This window comes from Promicromonospora sp. NPDC090134 (assembly GCF_044746965.1).
GTDB lineage: Bacteria > Actinomycetota > Actinomycetes > Actinomycetales > Cellulomonadaceae > Promicromonospora.
The window spans coordinates 279,088-304,368 of the sequence record NZ_JBIVCZ010000008.1 but is presented as its reverse complement, the minus strand read 5'-3'; the positions used below and the strand labels follow the sequence as shown (position 1 = coordinate 304,368).

Here is a 25,281-nt window from a genome sequence, read left to right as displayed (position 1 = left end):
GGTCGGGTTATCGGGTCACGATCGCAGAGCGAGCGTGCGCGGGCGCACCGGGGCGGGCAGCTCGGTGCTGCCCTGGAGGTAGGTGTCGGCCGCAGCGGCCGCGGCGCGGCCCTCGGCGATCGCCCACACGATGAGGGACTGTCCACGGCCGGCGTCACCGGCGACGAACACGCCCGGCAGGCTCGCGGCGTAGTCGTCGCCGCGGGCCACCAGGCCACGCTCGGTGACCTCGATGCCGGTCTGCTCCTCGAGCACGCCGACCTCGGGGCCGGTGAAGCCCATGGCCACCAGCACGAGGTCCGCGGGGATCTCGTGCTCGGTGCCCGCCCGCGGCGCCCGGCGGCCGTCGGGCAGGTACTCGGTCTCGGCGACCTTGAGCGCGCGGACGTTGCCGGCGTCGTCGGCCAGGAACTCGACCGTGGAGGCCAGGTAGGTGCGCTCGCCGCCCTCCTCGTGCGAGGTCGAGACCTCGAACAGGATGGGGTCGGTGGGCCACGGCTGGTTCGCCGGGCGCTCGACCGGCGGCTTCTTGCCGATGGCGAGCGTGGTGACGCTCGCGGCGCCCTGGCGCAGCGCGGTGCCGAGGCAGTCCGAGCCGGTGTCGCCGCCGCCGATGATGACCACGTGCTTACCGGCCGCCGTCGGCGCGCCCTCGGGCAGGTCGTCGGGCGTGCCGGCCGCGACCGCCTTGTTGGCGGGCGTCAGGAAGTCCATGGCGTAGTGGATGCCGGCCAGGTCCCGGCCCGCCACGGGCAGCTCGCGCGGCACGGTGGCGCCCGTGGCGACCACGACGGCGTCGAACCGGCGGCGCAGGGCGTCCCAGCTGATGTCCTCGCCGATCGTCACGCCGGCGCGGAAGCGGGTGCCCTCGGCCTCCATCTGCGCCAGACGGCGGTCGATGTGCAGCTTCTCGAGCTTGAAGTCCGGGATGCCGTAGCGCAGCAGGCCGCCGATGGCGTCGTCGCGCTCATAGACGACCACGGTGTGGCCGGCGCGCGTGAGCTGCTGCGCGGCGGCCAGGCCCGCGGGGCCCGAGCCGACGACGGCGACCGTGGAACCGGTGAGCCGCTCGGGGACGTGCGGCGTGACCAGGCCACGCGCGAACGCCTCGTCGATGATTGAGACCTCGACGTTCTTGATGGTCACCGAGGGCTGGTTGATGCTCAGCACGCAGGACGACTCGCACGGCGCCGGGCACACGCGCCCCGTGAACTCCGGGAAGTTGTTCGTGGCGTGCAGGCGGTCGATCGCGTCGGCCCACTGGCCGCGCCAGACCAGGTCGTTCCAGTCGGGGATCAGGTTGCCCAGCGGGCAGCCCTGGTGGCAGAACGGCACGCCGCAGTCCATGCAGCGGCCGGCCTGCTCCTTCAGGAACGCCTGGCCCTCCTCGCGGTGCGCGTGCGTGTCCTTCCAGTCACGCAGCCGCACCTCGACGGGCCGGTTCGGCGGGAGCTCCCGCTCCCGGACCTTCAGAAATCCTCGGGGGTCAGCCACGTGCCACCTCCATGATCTGGTTCCACACGGACGGGTCCCACTGGGTCTTGCCCGAGATGTCGGTGCCGTCGGCCTCGGCCTCGGCGAGGGCCAGGCGCACACGCGCCCAGCCGGGGGGCAGCAGCCGGCTGAACCGGCCCCGCGCGGCGGCGGGGTCGGCGAGCAGCTCGGCGGCGATGGTCGAGCCGGTCTCGGCCAGGTGCCGCTCCAGGAGGTCGCGCACGGTCTCCCAGTCGGCGTCGGTCAGGACGCCGACGGCGAGCTCGCCCGCCTCCAGCGCCGCCTGGTTGACGCGGGAGACCCGCAGGTCCAGGAAGAACGCGGTGCCGCCGGACATGCCCGCGCCGACGTTGCGGCCCGTGGGGCCGAGCACCAGCACGGTGCCGCCGGTCATGTACTCGCAGGCGTGGTCGCCCACGCCCTCGGCGATCAGGGTCGCGCCGGAGTTGCGCACCCCGAACCGCTCCCCCACGCGTCCGCGCAGGAACACCTCGCCGGAGGTGGCGCCGTAGCCGATGACATTGCCCGCGATGACGTTGGCGCCGTCGAGCACGGAGGCCCGGTCGGGCCGCACCGCGACGCGGCCGCCCGACAGGCCCTTGCCGACGTAGTCGTTGGCGTCGCCGAACAGGCGCAGCGTGATGCCGCGCGGCAGGAACGCGCCGAGCGACTGGCCGGCGGACCCGGTCAGCGTCACCTCGATCGTGTCGTCGGGCAGGCCCGCGCCCCGGTACCGCTTGGTCACCTCGTGGCCGAGCATCGTGCCGACCGTGCGGTTGACGTTGCGCACCGGCAGCTCGATCTTGACGGCCTCCCCGCGCTCCAGGGCCGGGGCGGCGGCCGCGATGAGCTGGTTGTCCAGCGCCCGGGCCAGACCGTGGTCCTGCATCCGGGTGTGGCGCAGCGACGAGCCCTCCTTGAGCTGCGGCCGGGCGAGCACGGGCGTGAGGTCGAGGCCCTGCGCCTTCCAGTGGTCCACGGCCTTGCGGGTGTCGAGCACCTGCACCTGGCCCACGGCCTCCTCGAGGCTGCGGAACCCGAGCGCCGCGAGGTGCTCGCGCACCTCCTGGGCGATGAACTCGAAGAAGTTCACGACGAACTCCGGCTTGCCGGTGAACCGGCTGCGCAGCTCGGGGTTCTGCGTGGCGACGCCCACCGGACAGGTGTCCAGGTGACAGACGCGCATCATGACGCAGCCCGAGACCACCATCGGCGCCGTCGCGAAGCCGAACTCCTCGGCCCCCAGCAGCGCCGCGACGATGACGTCGCGACCGGTCTTCATCTGGCCGTCGACCTGCACCACGATGCGGTCGCGCAGGTCGTTGAGCACGAGCGTCTGCTGGGTCTCGGCGAGGCCGATCTCCCAGGGCGTGCCGGCGTGCTTGAGCGACGTCAGCGGTGAGGCGCCCGTACCGCCGTCGTGCCCTGAGATGAGGACGACGTCGGCGTGCGCCTTGGACACGCCCGTGGCCACGGTGCCCACGCCGAACTCGCTGACCAGCTTCACGTGCACGCGCGCCGACGGGTTGGCGTTCTTCGCGTCGTGGATGAGCTGGGCCAGGTCCTCGATCGAGTAGATGTCGTGGTGCGGCGGCGGCGAGATGAGGCCGACGCCGGGGGTCGAGTGCCGGGTCGCGGCGACCCACGGGTACACCTTGTTCCCGGGCAGCTGACCGCCCTCGCCCGGCTTGGCGCCCTGGGCGAGCTTGAGCTGGATGTCGGTGGCCTGCGTGAGGTACTCCGACGTCACGCCGAACCGGCCCGACGCGATCTGCTTGACGCGCGAGCGGCGCTCGTCGTCGTACAGGCGCTCCGGGTCCTCGCCGCCCTCGCCCGTGTTGGAGCGGCCGCCGAGGCGGTTCATCGCGATCGCGAGGGTCTCGTGCGCCTCGGCCGAGATGGAGCCGTAGGACATGGCTCCCGTGTTGAACAGCCTGACGATCTCGGAGACCGGCTGGACCTCGTCGATCGGCACCGGCTCGCGGTCGGGGCTGAAGCGCAGCAGGCCGCGCAGCGTCATGAGGCGGTTCGACTGCTCGTCCACGCGCCGCGTGTACTGCCGGAAGATGTCCATCCGGCCGGACCGCGTGGCGTGCTGCAGGCGGAACACCGTCTCGGGGTCGAAGAGGTGGTCCTCGCCGTCGCGCCGCCACTGGTACTCGCCGCCCGTGGTGAGGCGCTCGCCCGGCTTCTTGTTGCCCGACGGCGGGTAGGCCTCGGCGTGCCGCGCCGCGACCTCGGCCGCGATGACGTCCAGGCCGATGCCGCCGAGCCGCGAGGTGGTGCCGGTGAAGTAGTCCTCGACCAGGTCGTGGGACAGCCCCACGGCCTCGAAGATCTGGGCGCCGCGGTAGGACATGATCGTGGAGATGCCCATCTTGGACATCACCTTGAGCACGCCCTTGCCGAGGGCCTTGATGAGGTTGGCGACGGCCTGCTCCGGCGTGACGTCCAGGTACCCGCGGCGGGCGAGGTCCTCGACCGTCTCCATCGCGAGGTAGGGGTTCACGGCGGCCGCGCCGTAGCCGATGAGCAGCGCGACGTGGTGCACCTCGCGCACGTCGCCGGCCTCGACCACCAGGGAGACCCGGTTGCGGGTGTGCTTGCGCACCAGGTGGTGGTGCACGGCGCTGGTCAGGAGCAGCGACGGGATCGGGGCGAGCTCGGAGTTGGCGTCGCGGTCCGAGAGCACGAGGAAGCTCGCGCCCTCCTCCACGTACCGGTCGACGTCGGCGAAGATCGCCTCCAGCCGGGCCAGCAGCGCGCCGCCGCCGCCCGAGACGTCGTACAGGCCCTGGATGGTCTCGGCCTGGAACAGGCCCTCGAGCTCACGGTCGCGCTCGACGTGCACGACCTTGGCGAGCTGGTCGTTGTCCAGCACCGGGAAGCCGAGCACGAGCTTGCGCGCGTGCTCCGGCAGGTCGGCCAGGAGGTTGGGCTCCGGTCCGATGGCGCTGCCGATGGCGGTGACCAGCTCCTCGCGGATCGCGTCCAGCGGCGGGTTGGTCACCTGCGCGAACATCTGCGTGAAGTAGTCGAACAGCAGCCGCGGGCGCTGCGAGAGCACCGCGACGGGCGTGTCCGAGCCCATGGCGCCGAGCGGCTCGCCGCCGGTGGTCGCCATCGGCGACAGGATGATCTTGAGCTCTTCCTCGGTGTAGCCGAAGGCCCGCTGCCGACGGCGCACCGACGCCGGGCTGTGCGCCACGTGCTCGCGGTCGGGCAGCTCGTCGAGGTAGACCGAGTGCTCGCGGATCCAGTCCCCGTAGGGGTGCATCGACGCGAGGCCGGACTTGATCTCCTCGTCCTCGACGATCCGGCCGGAGCCGGTGTCCACGAGGAACATCTTGCCGGGCTCCAGGCGGCCCTTGCGGACCACGGTGGCGGGGTCGATGTCGAGCACGCCGGCCTCGGAGGCCAGGACGACCAGGCCGTCCTCGGTGACCCACCAGCGCCCGGGGCGCAGGCCGTTGCGGTCGAGCACGGCACCGATCAGGGTGCCGTCGGTGAACGTCAGGGAGGCGGGGCCGTCCCACGGCTCGATGAGGTTCGCGTTGTACTGGTAGAACGACCGCAGGGCGGGGTCCATGCCCGGGTTGTTCTCCCAGGCCTCCGGCACCATCATCAGCACCGAGTGCGGCAGGGAGCGGCCCGACAGGTGCAGCAGCTCCAGCACCTCGTCGAAGCTCGCCGAGTCGCTCGCGCCGGGCGAGCAGACCGGCTGCAGGGGCGCCAGGTCGCCGAGCAGGTCGGACTCCATGGTGCCCTCGCGCGCCGCGACCCAGTTGCGGTTGCCGCGCACGGTGTTGATCTCGCCGTTGTGGGCCAGCAGCCGGAACGGCTGGGCCAGCGGCCACGACGGGAACGTGTTGGTGGAGAACCGCGAGTGGACCAGGGCCAGCTCGGTGGCGTACCGCGGGTCCGACAGGTCGGGGAAGAACGGCTCGAGCTGCGCCGTCGTCAGCATGCCCTTGTACGTCAGGGTGCGGGCGCTGAGCGAGGCGAAGTACAGCCCGACCTCGTTCTCCGCCCGCTTGCGCAGGCGGTAGCAGCGGCGGTCCAGGTCGATCCCGGACAGGCTCCGCGAGGGGTCGGCCACCACGATCTGGCGGAACACCGGCATCGAGGCGCGCGCCGTCGGGCCGACGATCCCGGCGTCGACCGGGACGTCGCGCCACGCGAGCACGTCGAGCTTCTCCTCGGCGGCCAGGGCCTCGACCCGGCGCACCATGGCGTCGCGCTCGGCCTCGTCGGTCGGCAGGAACGCCGTACCGATCGCGTACATCCCGGCGGGCGGCAGGTCCACCCCCACGACGTCGCGGATGAACGCGTCGGGGATCTGGGTGAGGATGCCGGCGCCGTCGCCGCTGTCCTCCTCCGCTCCCACCGCGCCGCGGTGGTCGAGGTTCAGCAGGGCGGTCAGCCCGGCATCGACGATGTCGCGCCCGGGCGTGCCGCGCAGGGTCGCCACGAAGGCGACGCCGCACGCGTCATGCTCGGCCGCCGGGTCGTACAGGCCGCCTTCAAACGTCTGCGTGGGCAGCCCAACCCTCTGTGTCGGCAACGGCTTGGTCATGGGTCCTCACAGGCACTCGGCCGCAGCCGAGCGCAGTTCCTTGCGGTGGTCCGGGACGACGGCGGCCCGGTCGGTCAGGGGGCTCGTCGTCCGGTGGTCCCGGCGGTCGTGCCCCTCAGGTGCGCACGGAGGCGTCCGCGTCGGACTCCTCCTGTGCAGCTGTCTTTACTTCCTCCGGCTCGGCCGCGGCCTCGCCGGTCCCTTCGACTCCTGGGTCAGGCTCCGGCTCGGCCCGTGGGCCCGCCGGCGGTTCGTCGTCCTCTGGTCGCAGCCGCACCGACTCTTCCCTGGTGGGGAACCTTCGAGCCAGCACGATCGAGACCACCAGGGCCGCAAGGCCCAGCAGGATCGAGGTCCAGACGTTGAGGCGGAGCCCCAGCACCTGCTCCGCATCGTCGATGCGGAGCATCTCGATCCAGACCCGTCCGAGAGTGTAGAGCAGGACGTACGCCCAGAATACCCGCCCATGACCCAACCTGAACCGACGGTCGAGAAACAGCAGAACTCCGGCCATCAGGAGATTCCACAGGAGCTCGTACAGGAAGGTCGGGTGGAAGAGCGTGCCCTCCGGGTACGCCACGCCCGTGGCCGGGTTGGACACCAGGTACTCGGCGTCGATGTGCAGGCCCCAGGGCAGCTCCGTGGGCCGCCCGTACAGCTCCTGGTTGAACCAGTTGCCGAGGCGGCCGACGGCCTGCGCGATCAGCAGGCCCGGCGCCACGGCGTCGGCGAACGACGACAGCCGCACGCCCTGCCTGCGGCAGCCGATCCACGCGCCCACGGCGCCGAGCGCCACGGCGCCCCAGATGCCGAGGCCGCCCTCCCAGACGTAGAGCGCCTGGACGGGGTCACCCCCGCCCGAGAAGTTCTCGCCGAAGTACCGGTCGGGTGACGAGAGCACGTGGTAGATCCGGCCCCCGACGATGCCGAACGGCACCGCCCAGAAGGTGATCTCCAGGACGTCGTCCGGGCTTCCCCCGCGCGCCTTCCACCGCCTGGCGGTCAGCCAGACGGCGAGCACGATGCCCGCGAGGATGGCCAGCGCGTAGGCGCGCAGCGGGAAGATCCCGAGGTACCAGGTGTGCTCGGCCGGGCTGGGGATCTGGGTCGCGGGAGCTCCGGGGAGCGCGGCGGACAACGCGGCAGGCAGCTCCACGGACAGAGCGGCCGGCAGTGCGGTCAGCAGCGTCACAGGGCCTCTCCGGAGGTGGTCGCACCGCCAGGCGTGGCGGCAGGGGGGTCGGTCGGCGCGGGAGCGCGAGCCGACCGTACCCCGGCGGCGAGGTCCTCCGTCACCCCGGCCAGATTCGTGAGACGGACCGCCCACTCGTCGTCCGGCAGCGGGCCCTCCGACAGGAGCGGGCGGACCAGCGCCGAGCCGACGATGACGCCGTCGGCGAAGCGGCCTACCTCGGCGGCCTGCGCCCCCGTGGAGACGCCCAGGCCCACGCAGACGTTCGGCGCGCCGGCGGCGCGCGTGTCGGTCACGAGCTGCTCGGCGCGCGAGCCCACCTGGTTGCGCTCCCCCGTGACGCCCATGAGCGACGCCGCGTACACGAAGCCGCGCGACTGGCCCACGGTCAGCCGCAGCCGCTCCGGCGTCGAGCTGGGGGCCACGAGGAACACGCGGTCCAGGCCGTGCGCCTCGCTCGCCGCGATCCAGTCGGCGCCCTCGTCCGGGATGAGGTCGGGGGTGATCAGCCCGGCGCCGCCCGCGGCGGCCAGGTCACGCGCGAACGCGTCCGGGCCGTACTTGAGCACCGGGTTCCAGTAGGTCATGACCAGCACGGGCACGTGCGGCGCGTACTCGGTCAGCTCGCGCACCACACGGAACACGTCGCGCACCCGCGTGCCCGCGTCGAGCGCGCCCTGCGCGGCCGCCTGGATCACCGGGCCGTCGAGGACGGGGTCGGTGTACGGGATGCCGAGCTCGATGATGTCGACGCCGTGGTCCACGAGGGTCTTCAGGGCCTCGATCGACCGGTCGACCGTCGGGTAGCCCACCGGCAGGTAGCCCACCAGGGCGGGCCGGTTCTCCTGCGTGCGCAGGCGGGCGATCAGGTCAGCGGTGCCGGAGTGCGTGTCCGGACCCGTGGCCTGCTGCGTCACCGTGGTCATCCCCGGCCCTCCTGTCGTTCGAGCTCCTCTGCCGCGACGCCGTTGTCCGCGCCGTCCAGCAGCCCGAACCAGCGGGCAGCCGTCGCCACGTCCTTGTCGCCGCGACCGGACAGGTTCACCAGCAGCAGGAGCGGCTCGCCGTCGGGGCCGGTGCGGCCCTCGGCGGCCGCGGCCTGCCCCACGCGCAGCGCGCCCGCGAGGGCGTGCGCCGACTCGATGGCCGGGATGATGCCCTCGGTGCGGCACAGCAGGCGGAACGCCTCCATGGCCTCGTCGTCGGTCACGGGCTCGTACGTGGCCCGGCCCAGGTCGTGCAGCCAGGCGTGCGCCGGGCCGACGCTCGGGTAGTCCAGGCCCGCGGAGACCGAGTGGCTGGGCAGGGTCTGCCCGTCGTCGTCCTGGAGCAGGTAGGACTTGGCGCCGTGCAGCACGCCCAGCGCGCCGCCGCTGAACCGGGCCGCGTGCCGGCCCGACTCGATGCCCTCGCCCCCGGCCTCGAAGCCGCGCAGCTCCACGTCCTTGTCGTCGAGGAACGCGTTGAAGATGCCCAGCGCGTTGGAGCCTCCGCCCACGCACGCCGCGACGACGTCGGGCAGGCGGCCGGTGCGCTCCAGGAGCTGCTCGCGCGCCTCCTCGCCGATGATGCGGTGGAACTGGCGCACCATCTCGGGGAACGGGTGCGGGCCCGTGACGGTGCCCAGCAGGTAGTGCGTCGTCTCGACGTTGGCGACCCAGTCGCGCAGCGCCTCGTTGATCGCGTCCTTGAGCGTGCGCGAGCCGATCTTGACCGGCACGACCTCGGCGCCGAGCAGGCGCATCCGCGCCACGTTCAGCGCCTGCCGCCGGGTGTCCTCCTCGCCCATGTAGACCACGCACTCGAGGTCCATCAGGGCCGCCGCGGTGGCGGTGGCGACGCCGTGCTGGCCCGCCCCCGTCTCGGCGATGAGGCGCTTCTTGCCCATGCGCTTGACGAGCAGGGCCTGGCCCAGCACGTTGTTGATCTTGTGCGAACCGGTGTGGTTGAGGTCCTCGCGCTTCAGGAACACCCGGACGCCGCCCGACTCGCCGCCCGCGTGCGCGGCGAACCGCGGCACCTCGGTCAGCGGGCTCGGCCGGCCGGTGTACTCCCGGTGCAGGCGCTGCAGCTCGGCCGCGAACGCGGGGTCGTCGGCCGCCTTGCGGAACTCCGTGTCGAGCTCCTCGAGCGCGGCGATGAGCGCCTCGGGCACGAAGCGCCCGCCGTACTGGCCGAAGTACGGGCCGGAGACGTCGGAAAGCTTCACATCGGTCACCTCGGATCCCTTCAGGCCGGACGGACGGAGCGCAGCGACGGGTGCGAGCCCGCGGCGACGAGGTCGGCCACCGAGGCGCGCGGGGCGCCGTCGGTCACGAGCGCCTCGCCCACCAGGACGCCGTCCGCCCCGGCCCGGGCCATCTCCATCACGTCGTGCGGGCCACGGATGCCGGACTCCGCGATCTTGACCACATCGTCCGGGATGTACTCGGCGAGGCTGCGGAACAGGCCGCGGTCCAGCTCGAGCGTCTTCAGGTTGCGGTGGTTGACGCCGACCACCCGGGCGCCGGCGTCGACCGCGCGGCGGACCTCTTCCAGGTTGTGCGTCTCCACGAGCGCGGTCATGCCCAGCGAGTGCACCCGCTCGACCAGCGACTCGAGCACCGTCTGCTCCAGGGCCGCCACGATGATCAGGACGAGGTCCGCCCCGTGCGCGCGCGCCTCCCACACCTGGTAGGGCGTGACGACGAAGTCCTTGCGCAGCACCGGGACGTCCACGCGACCGCGCACCGCGTCCAGGTCCGCCAGCGAGCCGTGGAACCGGCGCTGCTCGGTGAGCACCGAGATCGCCGAGGCCCCGCCGGTCTCGTACTCGACCGCGAGCGCCGCCGGGTCGGCGATCTGGGCCAGCGAGCCCTTGCTGGGGCTCGAGCGCTTGACCTCGGCGATCACCGAGACGGCGTCCGCCTGCTTGAGGCGGCCGAGGCACTCGAGGGCCCCGGGCACCGCGTTGGCGCGCTCCTTGAGCGCGTCGAGAGACACACGTGCCTCACGCTCCGCGAGGTCCTCACGAACCCCCGCGACGATGTCCTCCAGGACCGACATGTAATGAGCCTCCCCGTGCCCTCGCTCTGCCCTCGGCATGCGGCCTCGTGCGCCTGATCACGCCCTACGACTGCTGGGACGTGTGCCCCATGGCCATGGTAGGCGGATCCAGGGTGTGGTCCTGACCACTCCCGGACCGTGAGACGACGGCCCGTCAGATACCGGGCGGGCGCCGTCGGCGTCGTTCCCTGGAGATCGCCTGATCAGGGCCGGGATCAGAGCCAGGGGGTCAGGTACTGCTGCAGCCCCGGCAGGTTTCGTGCCACGAGGAATGTGAGCGCGACCCCGAGCGTGACCCAGCCCGCCGCGCTCGACAGGCCGCGGAACGGCCGTCCGCGGGCCGCGGCCACGAGCCAGGCCAGCCAGACGACCACGACCACCGGGGCGGTGACCGTCCACAGCGCGTTGGCCGACCAGGCGCTCGCCAGGTCGAGGTGCGCCAGGTCGTGCGTGGCGCGGAGCCCGCCGCACAGCGGGCAGGCCAGGCCGGTCAGCTCCAGCAGCGGGCAGAACCCGTAGGAGCCGGGCACGTGCGGGTCGCGGAGCGCCACCAGAAGGGTGGCCGCGCCGACGGCCACCCCGGCCAGGACCGGCGCCCGCAGTGCGGGCGCCGCCGGCCGGACGGTCGTCTCAGGAATTCGACCCACCCGCCAGGAAGCGGACGATGACGAGCCCGATCACGACGACGAGGATCGCGAGGGACAGCCAGCCCAGCACGACGCCGGCCAGCGCCGTCCCCTCGTTGTTCGCGTCGCCGGCGCGGACGGCGCGGCGGCCCTGGTTGCCGATGATGATCGCGGGGATGCCGGTGAGGGCACCCAGGAGGAGCACGAGCGACGCGATGCCCAGCACGAGCGACCAGACCCCCAGGTTGTTGCGGGGGTAGGCGGCGGACGGCGCGGCCATCTCCAGGGCGGTCATGGCACCGGTTACCGCTGGACCGACTTCTGGCCCAGGCCCATGTTGCGCAGGACCAGGCCGATGATCAGCGAGGCCCCGATGACGACGAAGCCGAGCACGAACAGGACCAGCCAGGCCGACCACGACTGGGCCACCACGACGCCCCACGAGGAGATCAGCACACCCAGCGTGATCCCGACCATCGTGACCCACGCGGCGACCGTGTGGCCGTGGTTGGTCGGCGGGACGTCCGGCGGGAGGTAGGCGATCTCAGGCTTGTTCTCGGTCATCGCAGGTTTGATGCCTTTCGTGTCGTGCGGTACGCGCCCAGCCTAACCGCTCGCGGCCGGGTCAGCGGCCCGTCGGGTCGTCGCCGCGGGACAGGGCGTCCCAGGCGTCATGGGGGTCGATCTCGTCGTCGTCGGCGCCGGGCTCCTCGGGGGCGGGGCCTGCGCCGTCGTCGTCCGCGGGCGTGCCCGCGGCGCCGTCGGCCGGGGCCGTTCCCCGGGCTGTTCCCTGGTCCGCCACGGTGGCGGTTCCCGTGGCCGCGGCGGTGGCCGGGGCCTGGTCCGCGCGCTCGTGCCGGCCCGACGTCGCCGTCCAGCCGCGCGCCGCGACGGCGCCCCACACGGCGACGGCCACGGCGAGCACGCCCGTGGCGACCGCGGCCCAGGGCCAGGCCGTGAGGACGACGGGCGACGTCAGCTCGGTGACGCCGCTCGAGGCGGACGCCGCGGCGGTGGCGGCGGGGGTCGGGTCCTGGATGACGACGAGCGTGCTGCCCACGACGAGCACGCCGGCCGCCGCGGCGACCACGAGCGCCACGTACCGGGCCACGCGCCCGGTGAGCGCGCAGGCGATGCCCGCCGCCAGCAGCACGAGGGCGCCCGCCCCGACGCCCGGCGCGGCCGAGGTGCCGGACGCGGCGACCGCCACCTCGGGCTGCAGCGCCGTGGCCACCGTGGTGGTGATCCAGGTGGGCGAGCCCGTGCCGAACGTCAGCGCGCCCAGCGCGAGCAGGGCGAGGACGGTGCGGGTGCGGGTCACCGGTCGCCCCCGGTGGTCCGCGGCTCCGCCGCACGCGACGGCGCAGCGCGCAGCGGCGTCAGGCGCGACGCGAGCTGGATGGCGCGGACCGCCGCTGCGGCCTTGTTGCGCGATTCCTGGTACTCGGACGCGGGCACCGAGTCGGCCACGATGCCGCCGCCGGCCTGCACGCTGGCCCGGCCGTCCGCGATGTACGCGGTGCGGATGGCGATCGCCATGTCCATGTTGCCGCCGAAGTCGAAGTAGCCGCAGACCCCGCCGTAGATGCCGCGCGAGGCGGGCTCCAGCTCGTCGATCAGCGCGATCGCCCGGGGCTTGGGCGCGCCGGAGAGGGTGCCGGCCGGGAACGTCGCCCGCAGCGCGTCCAGGGCGCCGAAGCCCGGCCGCAGCCGGCCCACGACGGTGGAGCACATGTGCATGATGTGGCTGAACCGCCGCACCTTCATGAACTCGACCACCTCGACGCTGGTGGGCTCGCAGACCTTGACCATGTCGTTGCGGGACAGGTCGACGAGCATGATGTGCTCGGCCCGCTCCTTGGGGTCGGCCAGGAGCTCCTCGCCCAGCTCGGCGTCCTCCTCCGGGTGGGCGCCGCGCGGCCGCGAGCCGGCGATCGGGTAGGTGGTGACGTGGCCGTCGTCCACCTTGACGAGCGTCTCCGGGCTGGAGCCCACGACGGCGAACTCGGCGCCGTCGGGCTTGGCCAGGTGGAAGTAGTACATGTACGGGCTGGGGTTGATCGTGCGCAGCGCCCGGTAGACGTCCAGGGGGTCGGCCGGGCAGTCCAGGTCCAGGCGCTGGGAGAGCACCACCTGGAACACCTCGCCGTCCCGGATCGCCTCCTTGCCCGCGAGCACCGCGTCCTCGAACTCCTCGCGCGTGGACCGGAACTCGAGCTGCGGCTCGGGCACGTCCTCGGCCACCACCGACGTGACCGGCGGCCCGCCGGCCGCGAGCTGGGCCTGCATGGCGTCGAGCCGCGCGACGGCGTCCGCGTACGCCTCGTCGACGCGCTCGTCCGTGGCGTCCGCGTTGATCGCGTTGGCGACCAGCCAGACCGTGCCCTCCCGGTGGTCCACCACCGCCAGGTCCGTGGCGAGGCACAGGGCGAGCTCGGGCGCGCCCACCTCGTCCGGGGCCGTGGCCGGGAGCGTGGGCTCCCAGTGCCGCACGACGTCCCAGCCCAGCACGCCGGCCAGGCCGCCGGTCAGGGGCGGCAGGTTCGCGACGCCGGGGGTGCGCAGCGCGGTGAGCGCCGCGTCGACCACGTCGACGACGTCGCCGCGCGTCGGGATGCCCACGGGCACGTCGCCGGTCCACACGGCCTGGCCGCCGTCGCTGGTCAGGGTCGCGCGCGACGCGACGCCGACGAAGGACCAGCGCGCCCAGACGCCCGACTCCGCCGACTCCAGGATGAACGTGCCGGGGCGGCCCTGCGCCAGGGTCCGGTAGAGGCCGACGGGCGTGGCGTCGTCCGCCAGCAGGGGGCGGACCACGGGGATCACCCGGCGGTCGGCGGCCATCTCCCGGAACTCCGGCAGGCTCGGCCAGGTGCGACCCCAGGGCAGGTCGGCGGGTGCGGTCGCCGCGCGGGCCTCGTGGGTGTCGGGCTGGCTGTCGAGCTGGGTCACCGGATCTCCTCGTCGTGTTGGTTGCGGTCGCCGACCACGGCGCCCAGGTCTCCCCCGGCGACGAAGCACGTGCGCGCCCCCGTGTGGCACGCGGCGCCCACCTGGTCCACCTGGACGAGCAGGGCGTCGCCGTCGCAGTCGATGCTCACCGCCTTGACGTACTGGGCGTGGCCGGACGTGTCGCCCTTGCGCCAGTACTCCTCGCGGCTGCGGGACCAGAACGTCACCCGCCCCTGCGTGAGGGTGCGGCGCAGGGCCTCGTCGTCCATCCAGCCGACCATGAGCACCTCGCCCGTGTCGTGGTGCTGGACCACGGCGGCGACCAGGCCGGCGTCGTCGCGCTTGAGTCGGGCGGAGATCGTGGGATCGAGAACTTCGGGCACCTGAGAATCCTGCCACGTCGTGGGCCGACGGCGATGTGATGTCCGCCGCCGGCCCCGATCCGTGACCCGGGCCGACCGGTGCTACCGGGTCTGGGCCACCCAGCTCGCGTGCATCTGGGCGTAGATGCCGTCCGCCGTGACCAGCTCCCGGTGCGGGCCGACCTCGGCGACGTGGCCCTGGTCCACCACGACCACCAGGTCGGACGCCTCGGCGGTGGAGAGCCGGTGCGCGATGGTGATCGTGGAGCGGCCCGCGGTCAGGGAGTCCAGGGCCCGCGCGATCCGCACCTCGGTCGCGGGGTCCACGGCCGACGTCGCCTCGTCGAGCACCAGCAGGTCCGGCTGCGCGAGGTAGGCGCGCGCGATCGCGACGAGCTGCCGCTCCCCCGCGGACAGCGCCTCGCCGCGCTGGCCCACGGCCGTGTCCAGCCCGTCGGGCAGGTCCGCGACCCAGTCGGTCAGCCCGAGCTCGGCGAAGGCCCGCTCGACCGCCACGCGGTGCCCGCCGGCCGGCTCGCCGTCCTCGGCGGCCCCGAGATCGGACTCCAGCGGCGCACGCAGGCCGTAGGCCGCGTTGTCCAGCACCGTGCCGTCGAAGAGGAAGCCCTCCTGCGGCACCAGCACGACCCGTTCGCGCAGCGAGGCGAAGCTCAGGTCCCGCAGGTCGGTGCCGTCCAGCTCCACGACGCCCGCCGTCGGGTCCATCAGGCGCGTGACGAGCTTGGCGATCGTCGTCTTGCCGGAGCCGGTCTGCCCCACCACGGCGACCTTGGTGCGCGGCGGCAGGTCCAGCGTCACGCCGTGCAGCACCTCGGGCCCGCTCGGGTAGGCGAACCGGACGTCGCGCAGCGTCACGTGCGCCGGACCGCGCTCCTGGGTCACCGCGCCCGGCTTCTCGGCCACCTGCACCGGGGTCTCGATGACGGCGATCACGCGCCGCCAGCCGGCCACGGCGTTCTGCAGCTCGTTGAGGATCTCGGTCGCCATCTGCACCGGGCCGGTGAACAGCTGCACCAGGAACAGGAAGGCCACGAGCTGCCCCGCCGTCAGGCCGCCGCCCACGCCGAGCAGCGTGCCCACGACCACCACGACGGCCAGCACCAGGTTGGAGATCAGCACGCCCGAGGAGAACGTCGCCGCGACCAGCACCTGGGACCGGGCCTGCGCGCTCCGGGTCGCCTCGACGGCGCCCCCGATGCGCCGCCCGGTACGGTCGGCCACGCCGTACGCGCGCACCGTCTCGGCGCCGACGACGGACTCCGAGATGGCGCCGAGCATCGCCCCGACGCGCTCGCGCACCAGGGTGTAGGCGCGGTTCACGTACTTCTGCCCGTACCGGATCACCAGGAACATCGGCACGAACGAGATCCACACCACGGCCGTCAGGATCGGCGAGTAGACGAGCATGAGACCCGTCGCCACGAGCACCTGCAGCACGTTGACCAGCAGCATGATGCCGCCCCACTGCACGAACAGCGAGACCGTGTCGACGTCGTTGGTCACGCGCGAGACCAGGGCTCCGCGGCGCTCCGTGTTCTGCGTGAGCGTCGAGAGGTCGTGCACGTGCCGGAACGCCTTGACGCGCAGCGTCGCCAGCCCGGCCTCGGCCGAGCGGAACAGGCGCACGTTCACGAGCGCGGCGCACAGGGCGGCCAGGATCAGCGCACCCGTGGCCAGCGACGCGAGCAGCGCCACCTGGCCGACGTCGGGCCCGCCGTCGGCCAGGATGCCGACGTCGATCGTCTGCTGCACCGCGAGCGGCACCACCACACGGCCCGCCGCCGCCAGCGACGCGAGGCCGAGCGTGACCCACAGGCCACGGGTGATCTCCGGGCTGATCTCCAGGCCGCGGCGCAGCGTCGCCATGACGCCCAGGCTGCTGGCCGACTCGATCCGGGCGCCGTCGGCGTCGAGCAGGTCCTCGGGCACGTCGTTCGTGCCGGGCTCGTCCGTCACCGCGGTCATCGGGCCACCTCTTCCAGCTCGTCGTCCAGCGTGCCGGCGGCAGCCTCGTCGGCCCGTTCCTGCTCCCGGCGCTCGGTCTCGGCCTCGTAGGCCGTGGCGAGCGCGCGGTAGCCGGCGTCGCGCACCATGAGCTCGTCGTGCGTGCCGACGTCGACCACACGGCCGCCGTCGACGTGGACCACCCGGTCCGCGAGCGCCACCGACGACATGCGGTAGGCGACCATGATCACGGTGGTGCCCGGGGTGGCGGGTCCGGCGGCGGCGGCGCCGTCGGTGTCTGCGCCGGGTGAGTCGGCCGCGGTGTCCGTCCGCGCGGCCAGGCCGCGCAGGATCTCCTGCTCCACGCGGGGGTCGACGGCGCTGGTCGCGTCGTCGAGCACGAGCAGGCGCGGGGCGCGTACCAGGGCGCGCGCGATCGCGAGCCGCTGCCGCTGTCCGCCGGACAGGTTGGCGCCGCGCTCGCCGAGGGGTGCGTCGAGGCCGCCGGCCATGTCGCGCACGGTCTCCTCCAGGCGGGCGAGCCGCAGGGCGTCCCACACCTCGTCGTCGGACGGCGCGCCGGGGGTGTCGGCGTCGGCGAGGGTGACGTTGCCGCGCACGGTGTCCTCGAAGATGAACGTGGACTGCGTGACCAGGGCGACGTGGGCCGGGATCTCGCCGTCTGCGAGGGTGCGGGCGTCGACGCCGTCGAGCAGCACCTGCCCGCGCGTCGGGTCGGACAGCCGGGCCAGGAGGCTCACCAGGGTGGTCTTGCCCGCGCCGGTGGTGCCGACGACGGCGACGGTGGCGCCGGGCTCCACCTCGACGTCCACGTCGTCGAGCAGGGTGATCGAGCGGCCGCGTGCCCCGCTGATCGCGGGCACGTCGACGCCGACGCCGGTCAGGCGGACGGCCATGCCGGGGCGCTCGGGGGCCTGGGGCAGGCGGGTGTCGCCGTGTTCCAGGGCGCCGGTCGCGTCGGCCACCTGGGCGATGCGTTCGTACCCGACCAGCGCGCGCGGGAGCTCGCCGAGCACCCAGCCGAACGCCTGGACGGGCACGGTCATCATCGTGAGCAGGTAGGCGGCGGTGACGAGGTCGCCCGGTTCGACGTCGCCCGTGGAGATGCGCCAGGTGCCGACGGCGAGCACCAAGAGGGTGCCGATCGACGGCAGGGTCTGGATGACGGGGTCGAACAGCGAGCGGACGATACCGACCCGCACGTTCGCGGCGCGCAGCTCCTGGGTGCGGGCGCCGAACCGGCTCTCCTCGCGGTCCTCGGTGCCGAGCGCCTTGACCAGCAGCGCGGCCTCGAAGCTCTCGTGCGCCACGTCGGCGACGTCGCCGCGCAGGCGCTGCGCGCGCGTCACGGCCGGGGACATGTGCCGCTGGTAGATCGCGTTCACGGCCACGGTGACGGGGATGATCGCGAGCGCCGCGAGCGCCAGCCACGGGTCGATCGACACGAGCAGCGCCACGGAGACGCCGATCATGACCACGACGCCGAGCGCGAACGGCAGCGGGTTGAAGACGCCGGTGGCGGCCTCGGTGTCCGAGGTGGTGTGGTTCAGGAGCTGGCCGGCGGGGTGCGAGCGGTGCCAGGACCCGGGCAGCCGCAGGTACTGCCGGGTGAGCCGGGTGCGGTGGTCGGCCTGGATGCGCACCACGCCGTAGCCCGCCCAGATGCGGCGGGCGGCCACGGCGAGGGCGAGGCTGAGCGCGACCGCGGCGAGCACGAGCCCGGCGAGCCAGACCCGGTCGCGGGCAGCGGCGTCGCCGCTGATGGCGGGGACGACGACGGAGTCGGTGGCCCAGCCCACGGCACGGCTGACGGCGACGGTCAGGGCGCCGAAGAGGCCCGAGGCGCCGACGGCCAGCACGTAGATGCCGGGATGGGCGCGCATACCGCGCCACATCAGGGAGAGCGACCGGCGCACACGAGAGCCGGTGAGGGCCATCGGGGTGGGTCGCGGGGCATCTGGGGGCACGGCAAAACCTCGCTTCCTGGGGGACCGCACAATTTTGTCATGGCGCGGAAATCGATTCGACGGATTTACGCCCTGGGCGTCGCCGACGCTATGACCTCAACGTTGGTCGAGGTCAAGGAAGTCCCGGGGGACGGCTCGACGGACGTCCCGGCGGGATCTCAGCGGACGTCGAGGCCCGCGGCGCGCATCGCGCCCTTGACCTGGCCCACCGTCAGCGCGCCGAAGTGGAACACCGACGCCGCGAGGACGGCGTCCGCGCCCGCCCGGGCCGCCTCGACGAAGTGCTCCGGCGTGCCCGCGCCGCCCGAGGCGACCAGCGGCACGTGCACGCGCTCGCGCACGGCGTGCAGCATCTCCAGGTCGAACCCCGCGGTGGTGCCGTCGGCGTCCATCGAGTTGAGCAGGATCTCGCCCGCCCCCAGCTTCGCGGCGCGCTCGGCCCACTCCACGGCGTCGATCCCGGTGCCGCGCCGCCCGCCGTGCGTGGTGACCTCGTAGCCCGACGGTGTCGTGACGTCGCCGGTGACGCGGCGCGCGTCGACGCTCAGGGTCAGCACCTGGGAGCCGAACCGGTGCGCGATCTCGGAGATGAGCTCCGGGCGCGCGATGGCCGCGGTGTTCACACCCACCTTGTCCGCGCCGGCCCGCAGCAGCCGGTCGACGTCGTCCGTGGAGCGCACGCCGCCGCCCACCGTGAGCGGCACGAAGACCTGCTCGGCGGTACGCCGCACCACGTCGACCATGGTCTCGCGGTCGCCGGACGAGGCCGACACGTCCAGGAACGTGAGCTCGTCGGCGCCCTCTGCGTCATACCGGCCCGCGAGCTCCACCGGGTCCCCGGCGTCGCGCAGGTCGGCGAAGTTGACGCCCTTGACCACTCGGCCCGCATCGACGTCCAGGCACGGGATCACTCGGATCGCGACGGACATCAGCCCTCCTTCTTCTTCGGCTCCTCGTCGTCATCCGCGACGGCCTTGTGCGCGTCGAGGATGTCGACCACGTACACCATGGTCTCGCCGGCCAGCTCGCTGGCGGTGTTCGCGAATCCGCTGTCCGGCGGCACGACCAGCATCACCTGGGACCCGACGGTCTGCTCCAGGAGGCCCTGGTCCCAGCCGTCGACGAGGCGCCCGATGCCGACCTCGGCGGACTGGGGCGGGGTGCCCTCGGTCCAGGTCGTGTCGACCACCTTGCCGTCGCTCCACCGGACGGCGGTGAACTCCACGGTCAGGATCTGACCGGCCCGCACCTGCGGGCCCGTGCCGCGCAGCAGCGGGTGCACCACCAGGTCGGTCGGCGGTTCGACGCCTCGCGGGACGCGCACGGTCGGGGCGCCGAGGTCGTCGAGGCGCACCTGCGGCAGGTCCTTGCCCGGCGGCACGCCCTCCCTGCCCGCCGCGCGGGCCGGCAGCACGTCCACCACCAGCAGCACCGGGACGCCGTCCTGCTCCTCCATGAGCGCCAGGCGCGTGCCGACGCGGCGGCCCTCCAGCGCGGCGAAGAGGTGGTTGCCGAGCGACTTCTCGGTCATCGTGTACCCGGCGGGCGCGGTGCGGAACGTGTTCTGCAGCTCCGTGCCGTCGCGCCCGTCCTGGGCGTAGAGGTTCAGCAGCACCGGGTCGTCGCGCTCCAGCACGTCCCCCGTGCCGGGCCAGACCATGCGCGAGCCCGGCTGCACCACCTCGAACGGCTTCTCGTACTCGAGCGTCGGCGGGGCGCCGCTCCCGCCCGTGACCTGCAGCGGCTCCTGCGACGCGGACGACGTCGGGGCGGGGCCCACCTCCACCGGGAGCGAGGCCGGCGCGCACGCGGCCGTCACGGCCACCGTCGCCGCCGCCAGCGCACCGACGAGGACGCGTACCCAGGAACTCACCCGCAGAGTCTCCCATGCCGCGACGGCGGCCCCGGTACGACGCCGCCCCGGGACCGGCCCGTCGGCCGGTCCCGGGGCGGCGCCGAGAACGTCACATGCTCTCGATGAGCCGCTCCACGCGGTCGTCCACGCTCTTGAACGGGTCCTTGCACAGCACGGTGCGCTGCGCCTGGTCGTTCAGCTTGAGGTGCACCCAGTCGACCGTGTAGTCGCGCCGCGCCTCCTGCGCCGCGCGCACGAAGTCGCCGCGCAGCTTGGCCCGGGTGGTCTGCGGCGGCAGCGCCGTCGACTCGAAGACCTCCAGGTCGGTGGTGACCCGCTCGACCATGCCGCGCGCCGCGAGCAGGTTGTACAGGCCCTCGGTGCGCGAGATGTCGTGGTAGGCCAGGTCCAGCCGGGCGATGCGCGGGTCGTCGAGCCCCAGGTCGTGCTTCTCCTGGTAGCGCCGGATCAGCTTGAGCTTGATGACCCAGTCCAGCTCCCGGTCCACGAGCGACAGGTTCTCCGCCTGCAGCGCACGCAGCCCGCGCTCCCACAGGTCGAGCACCTGCTTGACCACCGGGGTGACCTCGAGGTTGGCCTCCACGAGCTCACGGGCCCGCTCGTAGTACTCGGACTGGATCTCGATCGCCGTCATGGTCCGGCCGTTGGCCAGCGTCACCGCGTGCTTGCCCGTGCGGTCGTGGCTGATCTCCCGGATGGCCCGGATCGGGTTCTCCAGCGTGAGGTCCCGCATGGGGACGCCCGCCTCGACCAGGCGCAGCACCAGGTCGGTGGTGCCCACCTTGAGCATCGTGGTGGGCTCCGCCATCGACGAGTCGCCCACGATGACGTGCAGTCTGCGGTACAGCTCGGCGTCCGCGTGCGGCTCGTCGCGGGTGTTGATGATCGGCCGGGACCGCGTCGTGGCGCTGGAGACGGCCTCCCAGATGTGGTCGGCGCGCTGCGAGAGGCAGAACACCGCACCGCGCGGCGTCGAGAGCACCTTGCCCGCCCCGACCAGGATCTGCCGGGTGATGAGGAACGGCACCAGCACGTCGGACAGCCGCGAGAAGTCGCCCGACCGCCGCACCAGGTAGTTCTCGTGGCAGCCGTAGGAGTTGCCCGCCGAGTCGGTGTTGTTCTTGAACAGGTGGATGCGTCCCGGCAGGTCCTCGTGCTCCAGACGCTGCTGCGCGTCGGCCACGAGGCCCTCCAGGATGCGTTCGCCGCCCCGGTCGTACGAGACGAGCTGGCGCACGTCGTCGCACTCCGCCGTCGCGTACTCCGGGTGCGAGCCGACGTCGAGGTAGAGGCGGGAGCCGTTCCTCAGGAACACGTTCGAGGAACGGCCCCACGCCACCACCTTCCGGAACAGGTAGCGGGCGACCTCGTCTGCCGACAGGCCCCGCCCGTCGTCGGCCGCACAGGTGACGCCGTACTCGGTCTCGAGACCGAAGATCCTGCGGTCCATGGACTTCTCCTCCCTGTTCGCGGAACCTGGTGCTAGTGGTCTGCGCCGGGCGCGGTGCCGGAGGTGCCCGGCCCCTCGTCCGGCTTCTCCTCCGTCGGGGAGTCCTCGGCGGGCTTGTCGGCGGGTGTCTCCGGCGGAACCGTGTCCGGTGTGCCGAGGCCCGGCGTCGCCGCCCCGACCGCGACGTCGCCCGCCGGCGGGAGGTCGTCGGCGGGAGCCTCGCCCGACGGCGTCTGCGCGCCCTCGGCCAGCAGGTCGGCCAGCACCTGCCGGTTCAGCCGGCGGAACGCCCGGCGCGGGCGGTCCCGCTCCAGGACCGCCACCTCGAGCTGGGCCGCCTCGATCGTGCGCGACGACGAGCCGTCACCCGAGCCGAGCGCCGCCACGGCGAGCCGCAGCGCCTCCCCCAGCGAGAGGTCCGCGCGCCAGCCCTCCTTGACCCGCCTGCCGAGCTGCTCGGCCTGTCCGCCCATGACGACGAAACCGTGCTCGTCGGCCACGGTGCCGTCATAGGTGAGCCGGTAGATCTGGTCGTCCGCTGCCTCGGCGCCCACCTCGGCGACGACGATCTCCACCTCGAGCGGCTTGGACTCGGTGATGAAGACCGTGCCGAGCGTCTGCGCGTACGCGTTCGCCAGGCCGCGCGCCGTCACGTCGGAGCGGTCGTAGGAGTACCCGCGCATGTCGGCGTACCGCACGCCGGCGACCCGCAGGTTCTCGAACTCGTTGTACTTGCCGACGGCCGCGAAGGCGATGCGGTCGTAGATCTCCGAGATCTTGTGCAGCGCCCGCGAGGGGTTCTCCGTGGCGAAGGCGATCCCGCCCTCGTAGGCGAGCACCACCACGGACCGGCCGCGGGCGATGCCCTTCCGGGCGAAGTCCGCCCGGTCCTTCATCAGCTGCTCGGGCGAGACGTAGAACGGCATGTTCATGCGATCGACCCCCTCTCGCGGCGCTGCGCCACGATCTGCTCCGCCACGCGGGCGATCTCCGCGTCCTCGATGCGCTGGTAACCGTCCACGGTCACGGTGGCCACCACCGGGTAGATGCCGCGCACGGTGTCCGGCCCGCCGGTCGCCGAGTCGTCGTCCGCCGCGTCGTACAGCGCCTCGACCGCGACCGCGACCGCCGCTTCCGCGTCCATCCCCCGGCGCCACAGCTTCTTCAGCGCACCCCGAGCGAAGAGCGAGCCGGAACCCACACCGTGGTGCTCGTGCTCCTCGTACCGGCCGCCGGTGGCGTCGTAGCTGAAGATGCGGCCCGTGTCCTTGTCCAGGTCGTAGCCCGCGAACAGGGGCACGACCGCCAGCCCCTGCATCGCCATGGCCAGGTTGCCGCGCAGCATCGTGGCCAGGCGGTTCGCCTTGCCCGTGAGCGACAGCAGCGAGCCCTCGATCTTCTCGTAGTGTTCCAGCTCGAGCTGGAACAGCCGGACCAGCTCCAGCCCGATGCCCGCCGAGCCGGCGATGCCGACCGCCGAGTACTCGTCGGCCGGGAACACCTTCTCGATGCTGCGGCTGGCGATCATCGGGCCAGCCGTGGCGCGCCGGTCACCGGCCAGCAGGACGCCGCCGTCGAAGGTCAGCGCCACGATCGTGGTGGCGTGCGGGGACAGGGTCGCCGGGTCGGTCATGCCCGCGGGCAGGTTCCGGTTCCCGGGCAGCCGGTCGGGGGCGTGCTCGGCCAGGAAGTCCACGAAGGACGACGATCCCGGACGCAGGAAGGCGTCCGGGAGTCGTCCTGCGGTGCGGTCTGCGTTCAGGTTCACTGCCCACCCTTCTGGACGAATCCGCGCACGAACGACTCGGCGTTGGACTCCAGCACCTCGTCGATCTCCTCGAGCAGGGCGTCGACCTCGTCGTCGTCCTTCTGCGCTGCCGCAGCGGCGGGCGCCGGAGTCCCGGCGTCGTCGTCGGGAGTGCGGTCCTCGTGTGACGGGTTGATTCTTTCCTGACCGGCCATGATCGCCTCCTGGTGATCCTCTGACGTAGTGCTGGTCTTGAAGCCTAGGCCCTGAGGCTTGGTGTTGACCCTAGAGACTGACCCTAGGCGGTGACACCGACACGGAGGGTCATCTTCGCCCGGAGAGTCCGGCGAGCAGAGCCGCCGCGTCCGGGCTCGCGTCCAGCAGCGCGCCGATGTGACGCCGCGTCCCGCGGGTCGGGTCGAGCATCGGCACCCGCTGCAGCGCCTGCGCGCCGTCGACGTCGAAGATCACCGAGTCCCAGCTCGCGGCGGAGATCTGGCTGCCGTAGCGCGCCATCACCTCGCCCCGGAAGTAGGCACGGGTGTCCGTCGGCGGGTGCTGCACCGCGCGCGCCACGCTCTCCTCGTCGACGATCCGGTCCACCGCGCCCTTGGCGAGCAGCCGGTGATAGATGCCGCGCTCGGGGCGCACGTCCGACCACTGCAGGTCCATCGCGTGCAGCCGCGGGTGGTCCCAGTCCAGGTTGTCGCGCGAGCGCAGGCGCTCCAGGAGGCGCAGCTTGGCGACCCACTCCACCTCGCGCGCGCACCCGGCCAGGTCGGCGCCCAGCCGCTCGACCAGGGACGCCCAGCGGTCGAGCACCACGTCCGACTCCGGGTCGGTACCGAGCACCTTGAGCGAGCGCCGCACGACGTCGACCACCTCGCCCTGGATCTCCAGGGCCGTCATGGTGCGGCCGTCCGTGAGGTCGAGCGCGGCGGTCAGGTCGAGGTCGCGGGAGACCTTCTGCACGTCGGCCACGGGCGCCGCCAGCCGCAGGGAACCCAGCTCGCCGCGCGCGTCCACCCCGGCGTCCGCCAGCTCGTCCAGGTGCTCCAGCACCCACAGGACCAGCGACGTCGTGCCGGTCTTGAGGTAGGTGGGCACCTCCATCAGGTTGGCGTCCCCGAGGATCAGGTGCAGCCGGCGCCAGCGCTGCCGGTCGGCGTGCGGCTCGTCGCGGGTGTTGACGATCGGGCGGCGCAGCGTGGTCTCCAGGCCGATCTCGGCCTCGATGTAGTCGGCGCGCTGCGAGATCTGGAACCCGGCCGTGCCGCTCGTCGCGCCCAGGCCCACCCGGCCGGAGCCGGTGAACACCTGGCGCGTGACGAGGAACGACGTGATGAGCTCGGCCAGCGTGGTGAACGGCAGCGCGCGGTCCACGAGGTAGTTCTCGTGGGTGCCGTAGCTGGCGCCCTTGCCGTCCACGTTGTTCTTGTAGAGCACCACCTCGCTGCCGGGGAAGCTGGACAGCTCCCGCAGGGCGGCGAGCATGACGCGCTCGCCGGCGACGTCCCAGCGCACGATGTCCTCGGGCGTCATGACCTCGGGCGAGGAGTACTCGGGGTGGGCGTGGTCCACGTACAGCCGCGCGCCGTTCGTGAGGATCACGTTGGCGGCGCTCGGGTCGTCGTACTCGTCGGGGGCGGGCCGCTCGACCTCCTGGGTCGAGCCCGCCCGGCGCCGGCCACGGCCCGGCAGGCCGGGCTCCACGACGGGCACCTGACCCGTGACGGGGCCGGACGGCGCGGGCCGGGCAGGGTCGTCGGTCAGCATGGACGGCTGTGCCGAGGCGCGGTCGAGGTGGAACCCGCGCGCGTCCTGCAGCGGGTCCTCGTCGTCGTAGTCCCAGCGCGCCTTGCCGCCCGAGCCCTCGGCGCGGGTCGATATGGCCCGGTAGGTGGTCACCACCTGGCTCGACAGCAGCATGGGGTTGGCCAGGGGGCGGCCAGGCTGCAGCACTCCGTACTCGGTCTCGATGCCCATCACACGACGTACGCTCACGTCC

Annotated in this window: 21 protein-coding genes; all 21 read right to left on the bottom strand. The window is 73.0% G+C overall.

Translation table 11 applies throughout. The annotated features are described in order from the left end of the window. Positions 1-15: 15 nt before the first annotated feature. The 21 genes from ACIPN7_RS21915 to dop all read right to left on the bottom strand — a co-directional run bounded on the left by ACIPN7_RS21915 (position 16) and on the right by dop (position 25,259). The gene (locus tag ACIPN7_RS21915) at positions 16-1,494 is read right to left on the bottom strand and encodes a glutamate synthase subunit beta (RefSeq protein WP_400547187.1); all 1,479 of its coding nucleotides are present in this window, start codon (positions 1,492-1,494) and stop codon (positions 16-18) included. After that, positions 1,487-6,070 (bottom strand): glutamate synthase large subunit, encoded by a 4,584-nt coding sequence (gltB, locus tag ACIPN7_RS21910; RefSeq protein WP_400547184.1) that lies wholly within the window; start codon positions 6,068-6,070, stop codon positions 1,487-1,489. The genes ACIPN7_RS21915 and gltB overlap by 8 nt, the downstream gene beginning before the upstream one ends. Before the next feature lie 115 nt (positions 6,071-6,185). Continuing rightward, the gene (gene lgt, locus ACIPN7_RS21905) at positions 6,186-7,262 is read right to left on the bottom strand and encodes a prolipoprotein diacylglyceryl transferase (protein ID WP_400547181.1); all 1,077 of its coding nucleotides are present in this window, start codon (positions 7,260-7,262) and stop codon (positions 6,186-6,188) included. Further along, on the bottom strand, positions 7,259-8,188 hold the full coding sequence (gene trpA / locus ACIPN7_RS21900) for a tryptophan synthase subunit alpha (RefSeq protein ID WP_400547178.1): 930 nt from the start codon (positions 8,186-8,188) through the stop codon (positions 7,259-7,261). The genes lgt and trpA overlap by 4 nt, the downstream gene beginning before the upstream one ends. After that, complete coding sequence (trpB, locus tag ACIPN7_RS21895; protein WP_400547175.1) at positions 8,185-9,480, bottom strand: tryptophan synthase subunit beta; 1,296 nt, start codon at positions 9,478-9,480, stop codon at positions 8,185-8,187. The genes trpA and trpB overlap by 4 nt, the downstream gene beginning before the upstream one ends. An 11-nt stretch (positions 9,481-9,491) precedes the next feature. Beyond that, positions 9,492-10,307, bottom strand: a complete 816-nt coding sequence (gene trpC / locus ACIPN7_RS21890) for an indole-3-glycerol phosphate synthase TrpC (protein WP_400547172.1) — start codon at positions 10,305-10,307, stop codon at positions 9,492-9,494. Positions 10,308-10,522: 215 nt separating this feature from the next. Then, positions 10,523-10,954: a DUF2752 domain-containing protein gene (locus ACIPN7_RS21885; protein ID WP_400547169.1), complete on the bottom strand. Its 432-nt coding sequence runs from the start codon at positions 10,952-10,954 to the stop codon at positions 10,523-10,525. Further along, a complete protein-coding gene (locus ACIPN7_RS21880) occupies positions 10,938-11,228 on the bottom strand; it encodes a DUF4190 domain-containing protein (RefSeq protein WP_400547166.1) in 291 nt (96 codons plus the stop codon). Before ACIPN7_RS21880 ends, ACIPN7_RS21885 begins: the two co-directional genes overlap by 17 nt. Positions 11,229-11,236: 8 nt before the next feature. After that, complete coding sequence (locus tag ACIPN7_RS21875; protein ID WP_400547163.1) at positions 11,237-11,497, bottom strand: HGxxPAAW family protein; 261 nt, start codon at positions 11,495-11,497, stop codon at positions 11,237-11,239. A 61-nt stretch (positions 11,498-11,558) separates the two neighbouring features. Continuing rightward, positions 11,559-12,254: a Trp biosynthesis-associated membrane protein gene (locus ACIPN7_RS21870; RefSeq protein WP_400547160.1), complete on the bottom strand. Its 696-nt coding sequence runs from the start codon at positions 12,252-12,254 to the stop codon at positions 11,559-11,561. After that, a complete protein-coding gene (locus tag ACIPN7_RS21865; protein ID WP_400547157.1) occupies positions 12,251-13,885 on the bottom strand; it encodes an anthranilate synthase component I in 1,635 nt (544 codons plus the stop codon). The genes ACIPN7_RS21870 and ACIPN7_RS21865 overlap by 4 nt, the downstream gene beginning before the upstream one ends. After that, positions 13,882-14,268 (bottom strand): phosphoribosyl-AMP cyclohydrolase, encoded by a 387-nt coding sequence (gene hisI / locus ACIPN7_RS21860; protein ID WP_400547154.1) that lies wholly within the window; start codon positions 14,266-14,268, stop codon positions 13,882-13,884. Before hisI ends, ACIPN7_RS21865 begins: the two co-directional genes overlap by 4 nt. An 81-nt stretch (positions 14,269-14,349) precedes the next feature. Further along, the gene (locus tag ACIPN7_RS21855) at positions 14,350-16,233 is read right to left on the bottom strand and encodes an ABC transporter ATP-binding protein (protein ID WP_400547151.1); all 1,884 of its coding nucleotides are present in this window, start codon (positions 16,231-16,233) and stop codon (positions 14,350-14,352) included. Then, on the bottom strand, positions 16,230-18,116 hold the full coding sequence (locus ACIPN7_RS21850) for an ABC transporter ATP-binding protein (RefSeq protein ID WP_400547148.1): 1,887 nt from the start codon (positions 18,114-18,116) through the stop codon (positions 16,230-16,232). The genes ACIPN7_RS21855 and ACIPN7_RS21850 overlap by 4 nt, the downstream gene beginning before the upstream one ends. 242 nt (positions 18,117-18,358) lie before the next feature. Continuing rightward, on the bottom strand, positions 18,359-19,129 hold the full coding sequence (hisF, locus tag ACIPN7_RS21845) for an imidazole glycerol phosphate synthase subunit HisF (protein ID WP_400547145.1): 771 nt from the start codon (positions 19,127-19,129) through the stop codon (positions 18,359-18,361). Next, positions 19,129-20,073: an FKBP-type peptidyl-prolyl cis-trans isomerase gene (locus ACIPN7_RS21840; RefSeq protein ID WP_400547142.1), complete on the bottom strand. Its 945-nt coding sequence runs from the start codon at positions 20,071-20,073 to the stop codon at positions 19,129-19,131. The genes hisF and ACIPN7_RS21840 overlap by 1 nt, the downstream gene beginning before the upstream one ends. Positions 20,074-20,164: 91 nt before the next feature. Further along, the gene (gene pafA / locus ACIPN7_RS21835; protein WP_285102360.1) at positions 20,165-21,526 is read right to left on the bottom strand and encodes a Pup--protein ligase; all 1,362 of its coding nucleotides are present in this window, start codon (positions 21,524-21,526) and stop codon (positions 20,165-20,167) included. A 32-nt stretch (positions 21,527-21,558) separates the two neighbouring features. Beyond that, entirely contained in the window at positions 21,559-22,458 is a 900-nt protein-coding gene (gene prcA, locus ACIPN7_RS21830; RefSeq protein WP_400547138.1) for a proteasome subunit alpha, read from the bottom strand. Continuing rightward, the gene (gene prcB, locus ACIPN7_RS21825; RefSeq protein WP_400547136.1) at positions 22,455-23,294 is read right to left on the bottom strand and encodes a proteasome subunit beta; all 840 of its coding nucleotides are present in this window, start codon (positions 23,292-23,294) and stop codon (positions 22,455-22,457) included. The genes prcA and prcB overlap by 4 nt, the downstream gene beginning before the upstream one ends. Beyond that, positions 23,291-23,488: a ubiquitin-like protein Pup gene (locus ACIPN7_RS21820; protein WP_400547134.1), complete on the bottom strand. Its 198-nt coding sequence runs from the start codon at positions 23,486-23,488 to the stop codon at positions 23,291-23,293. The genes prcB and ACIPN7_RS21820 overlap by 4 nt, the downstream gene beginning before the upstream one ends. A gap of 109 nt (positions 23,489-23,597) precedes the next feature. Next, entirely contained in the window at positions 23,598-25,259 is a 1,662-nt protein-coding gene (gene dop, locus ACIPN7_RS21815; RefSeq protein WP_400547239.1) for a depupylase/deamidase Dop, read from the bottom strand. Between the last annotated feature and the right edge of the window lie 22 nt (positions 25,260-25,281).

Coding starts and splice junctions, on each gene's coding strand:
- gltB (WP_400547184.1), bottom strand. CDS start 6,070: ATGACCAAGCCGTTGCCGACACAGAGGGTTGGGCTGCCCACGCAGACG.
- trpA (WP_400547178.1), bottom strand. CDS start 8,188: ATGACCACGGTGACGCAGCAGGCCACGGGTCCGGACACGCACTCCGGC.
- trpC (WP_400547172.1), bottom strand. CDS start 10,307: ATGTCGGTCCTGGAGGACATCGTCGCGGGGGTTCGTGAGGACCTCGCG.
- ACIPN7_RS21880 (WP_400547166.1), bottom strand. CDS start 11,228: ATGACCGCCCTGGAGATGGCCGCGCCGTCCGCCGCCTACCCCCGCAAC.
- ACIPN7_RS21875 (WP_400547163.1), bottom strand. CDS start 11,497: ATGACCGAGAACAAGCCTGAGATCGCCTACCTCCCGCCGGACGTCCCG.
- ACIPN7_RS21855 (WP_400547151.1), bottom strand. CDS start 16,233: ATGACCGCGGTGACGGACGAGCCCGGCACGAACGACGTGCCCGAGGAC.
- ACIPN7_RS21850 (WP_400547148.1), bottom strand. CDS start 18,116: ATGCGCGCCCATCCCGGCATCTACGTGCTGGCCGTCGGCGCCTCGGGC.
- hisF (WP_400547145.1), bottom strand. CDS start 19,129: ATGTCCGTCGCGATCCGAGTGATCCCGTGCCTGGACGTCGATGCGGGC.
- pafA (WP_285102360.1), bottom strand. CDS start 21,526: ATGGACCGCAGGATCTTCGGTCTCGAGACCGAGTACGGCGTCACCTGT.
- prcA (WP_400547138.1), bottom strand. CDS start 22,458: ATGAACATGCCGTTCTACGTCTCGCCCGAGCAGCTGATGAAGGACCGG.
- ACIPN7_RS21820 (WP_400547134.1), bottom strand. CDS start 23,488: ATGGCCGGTCAGGAAAGAATCAACCCGTCACACGAGGACCGCACTCCC.
- dop (WP_400547239.1), bottom strand. CDS start 25,259: ATGGGCATCGAGACCGAGTACGGAGTGCTGCAGCCTGGCCGCCCCCTG.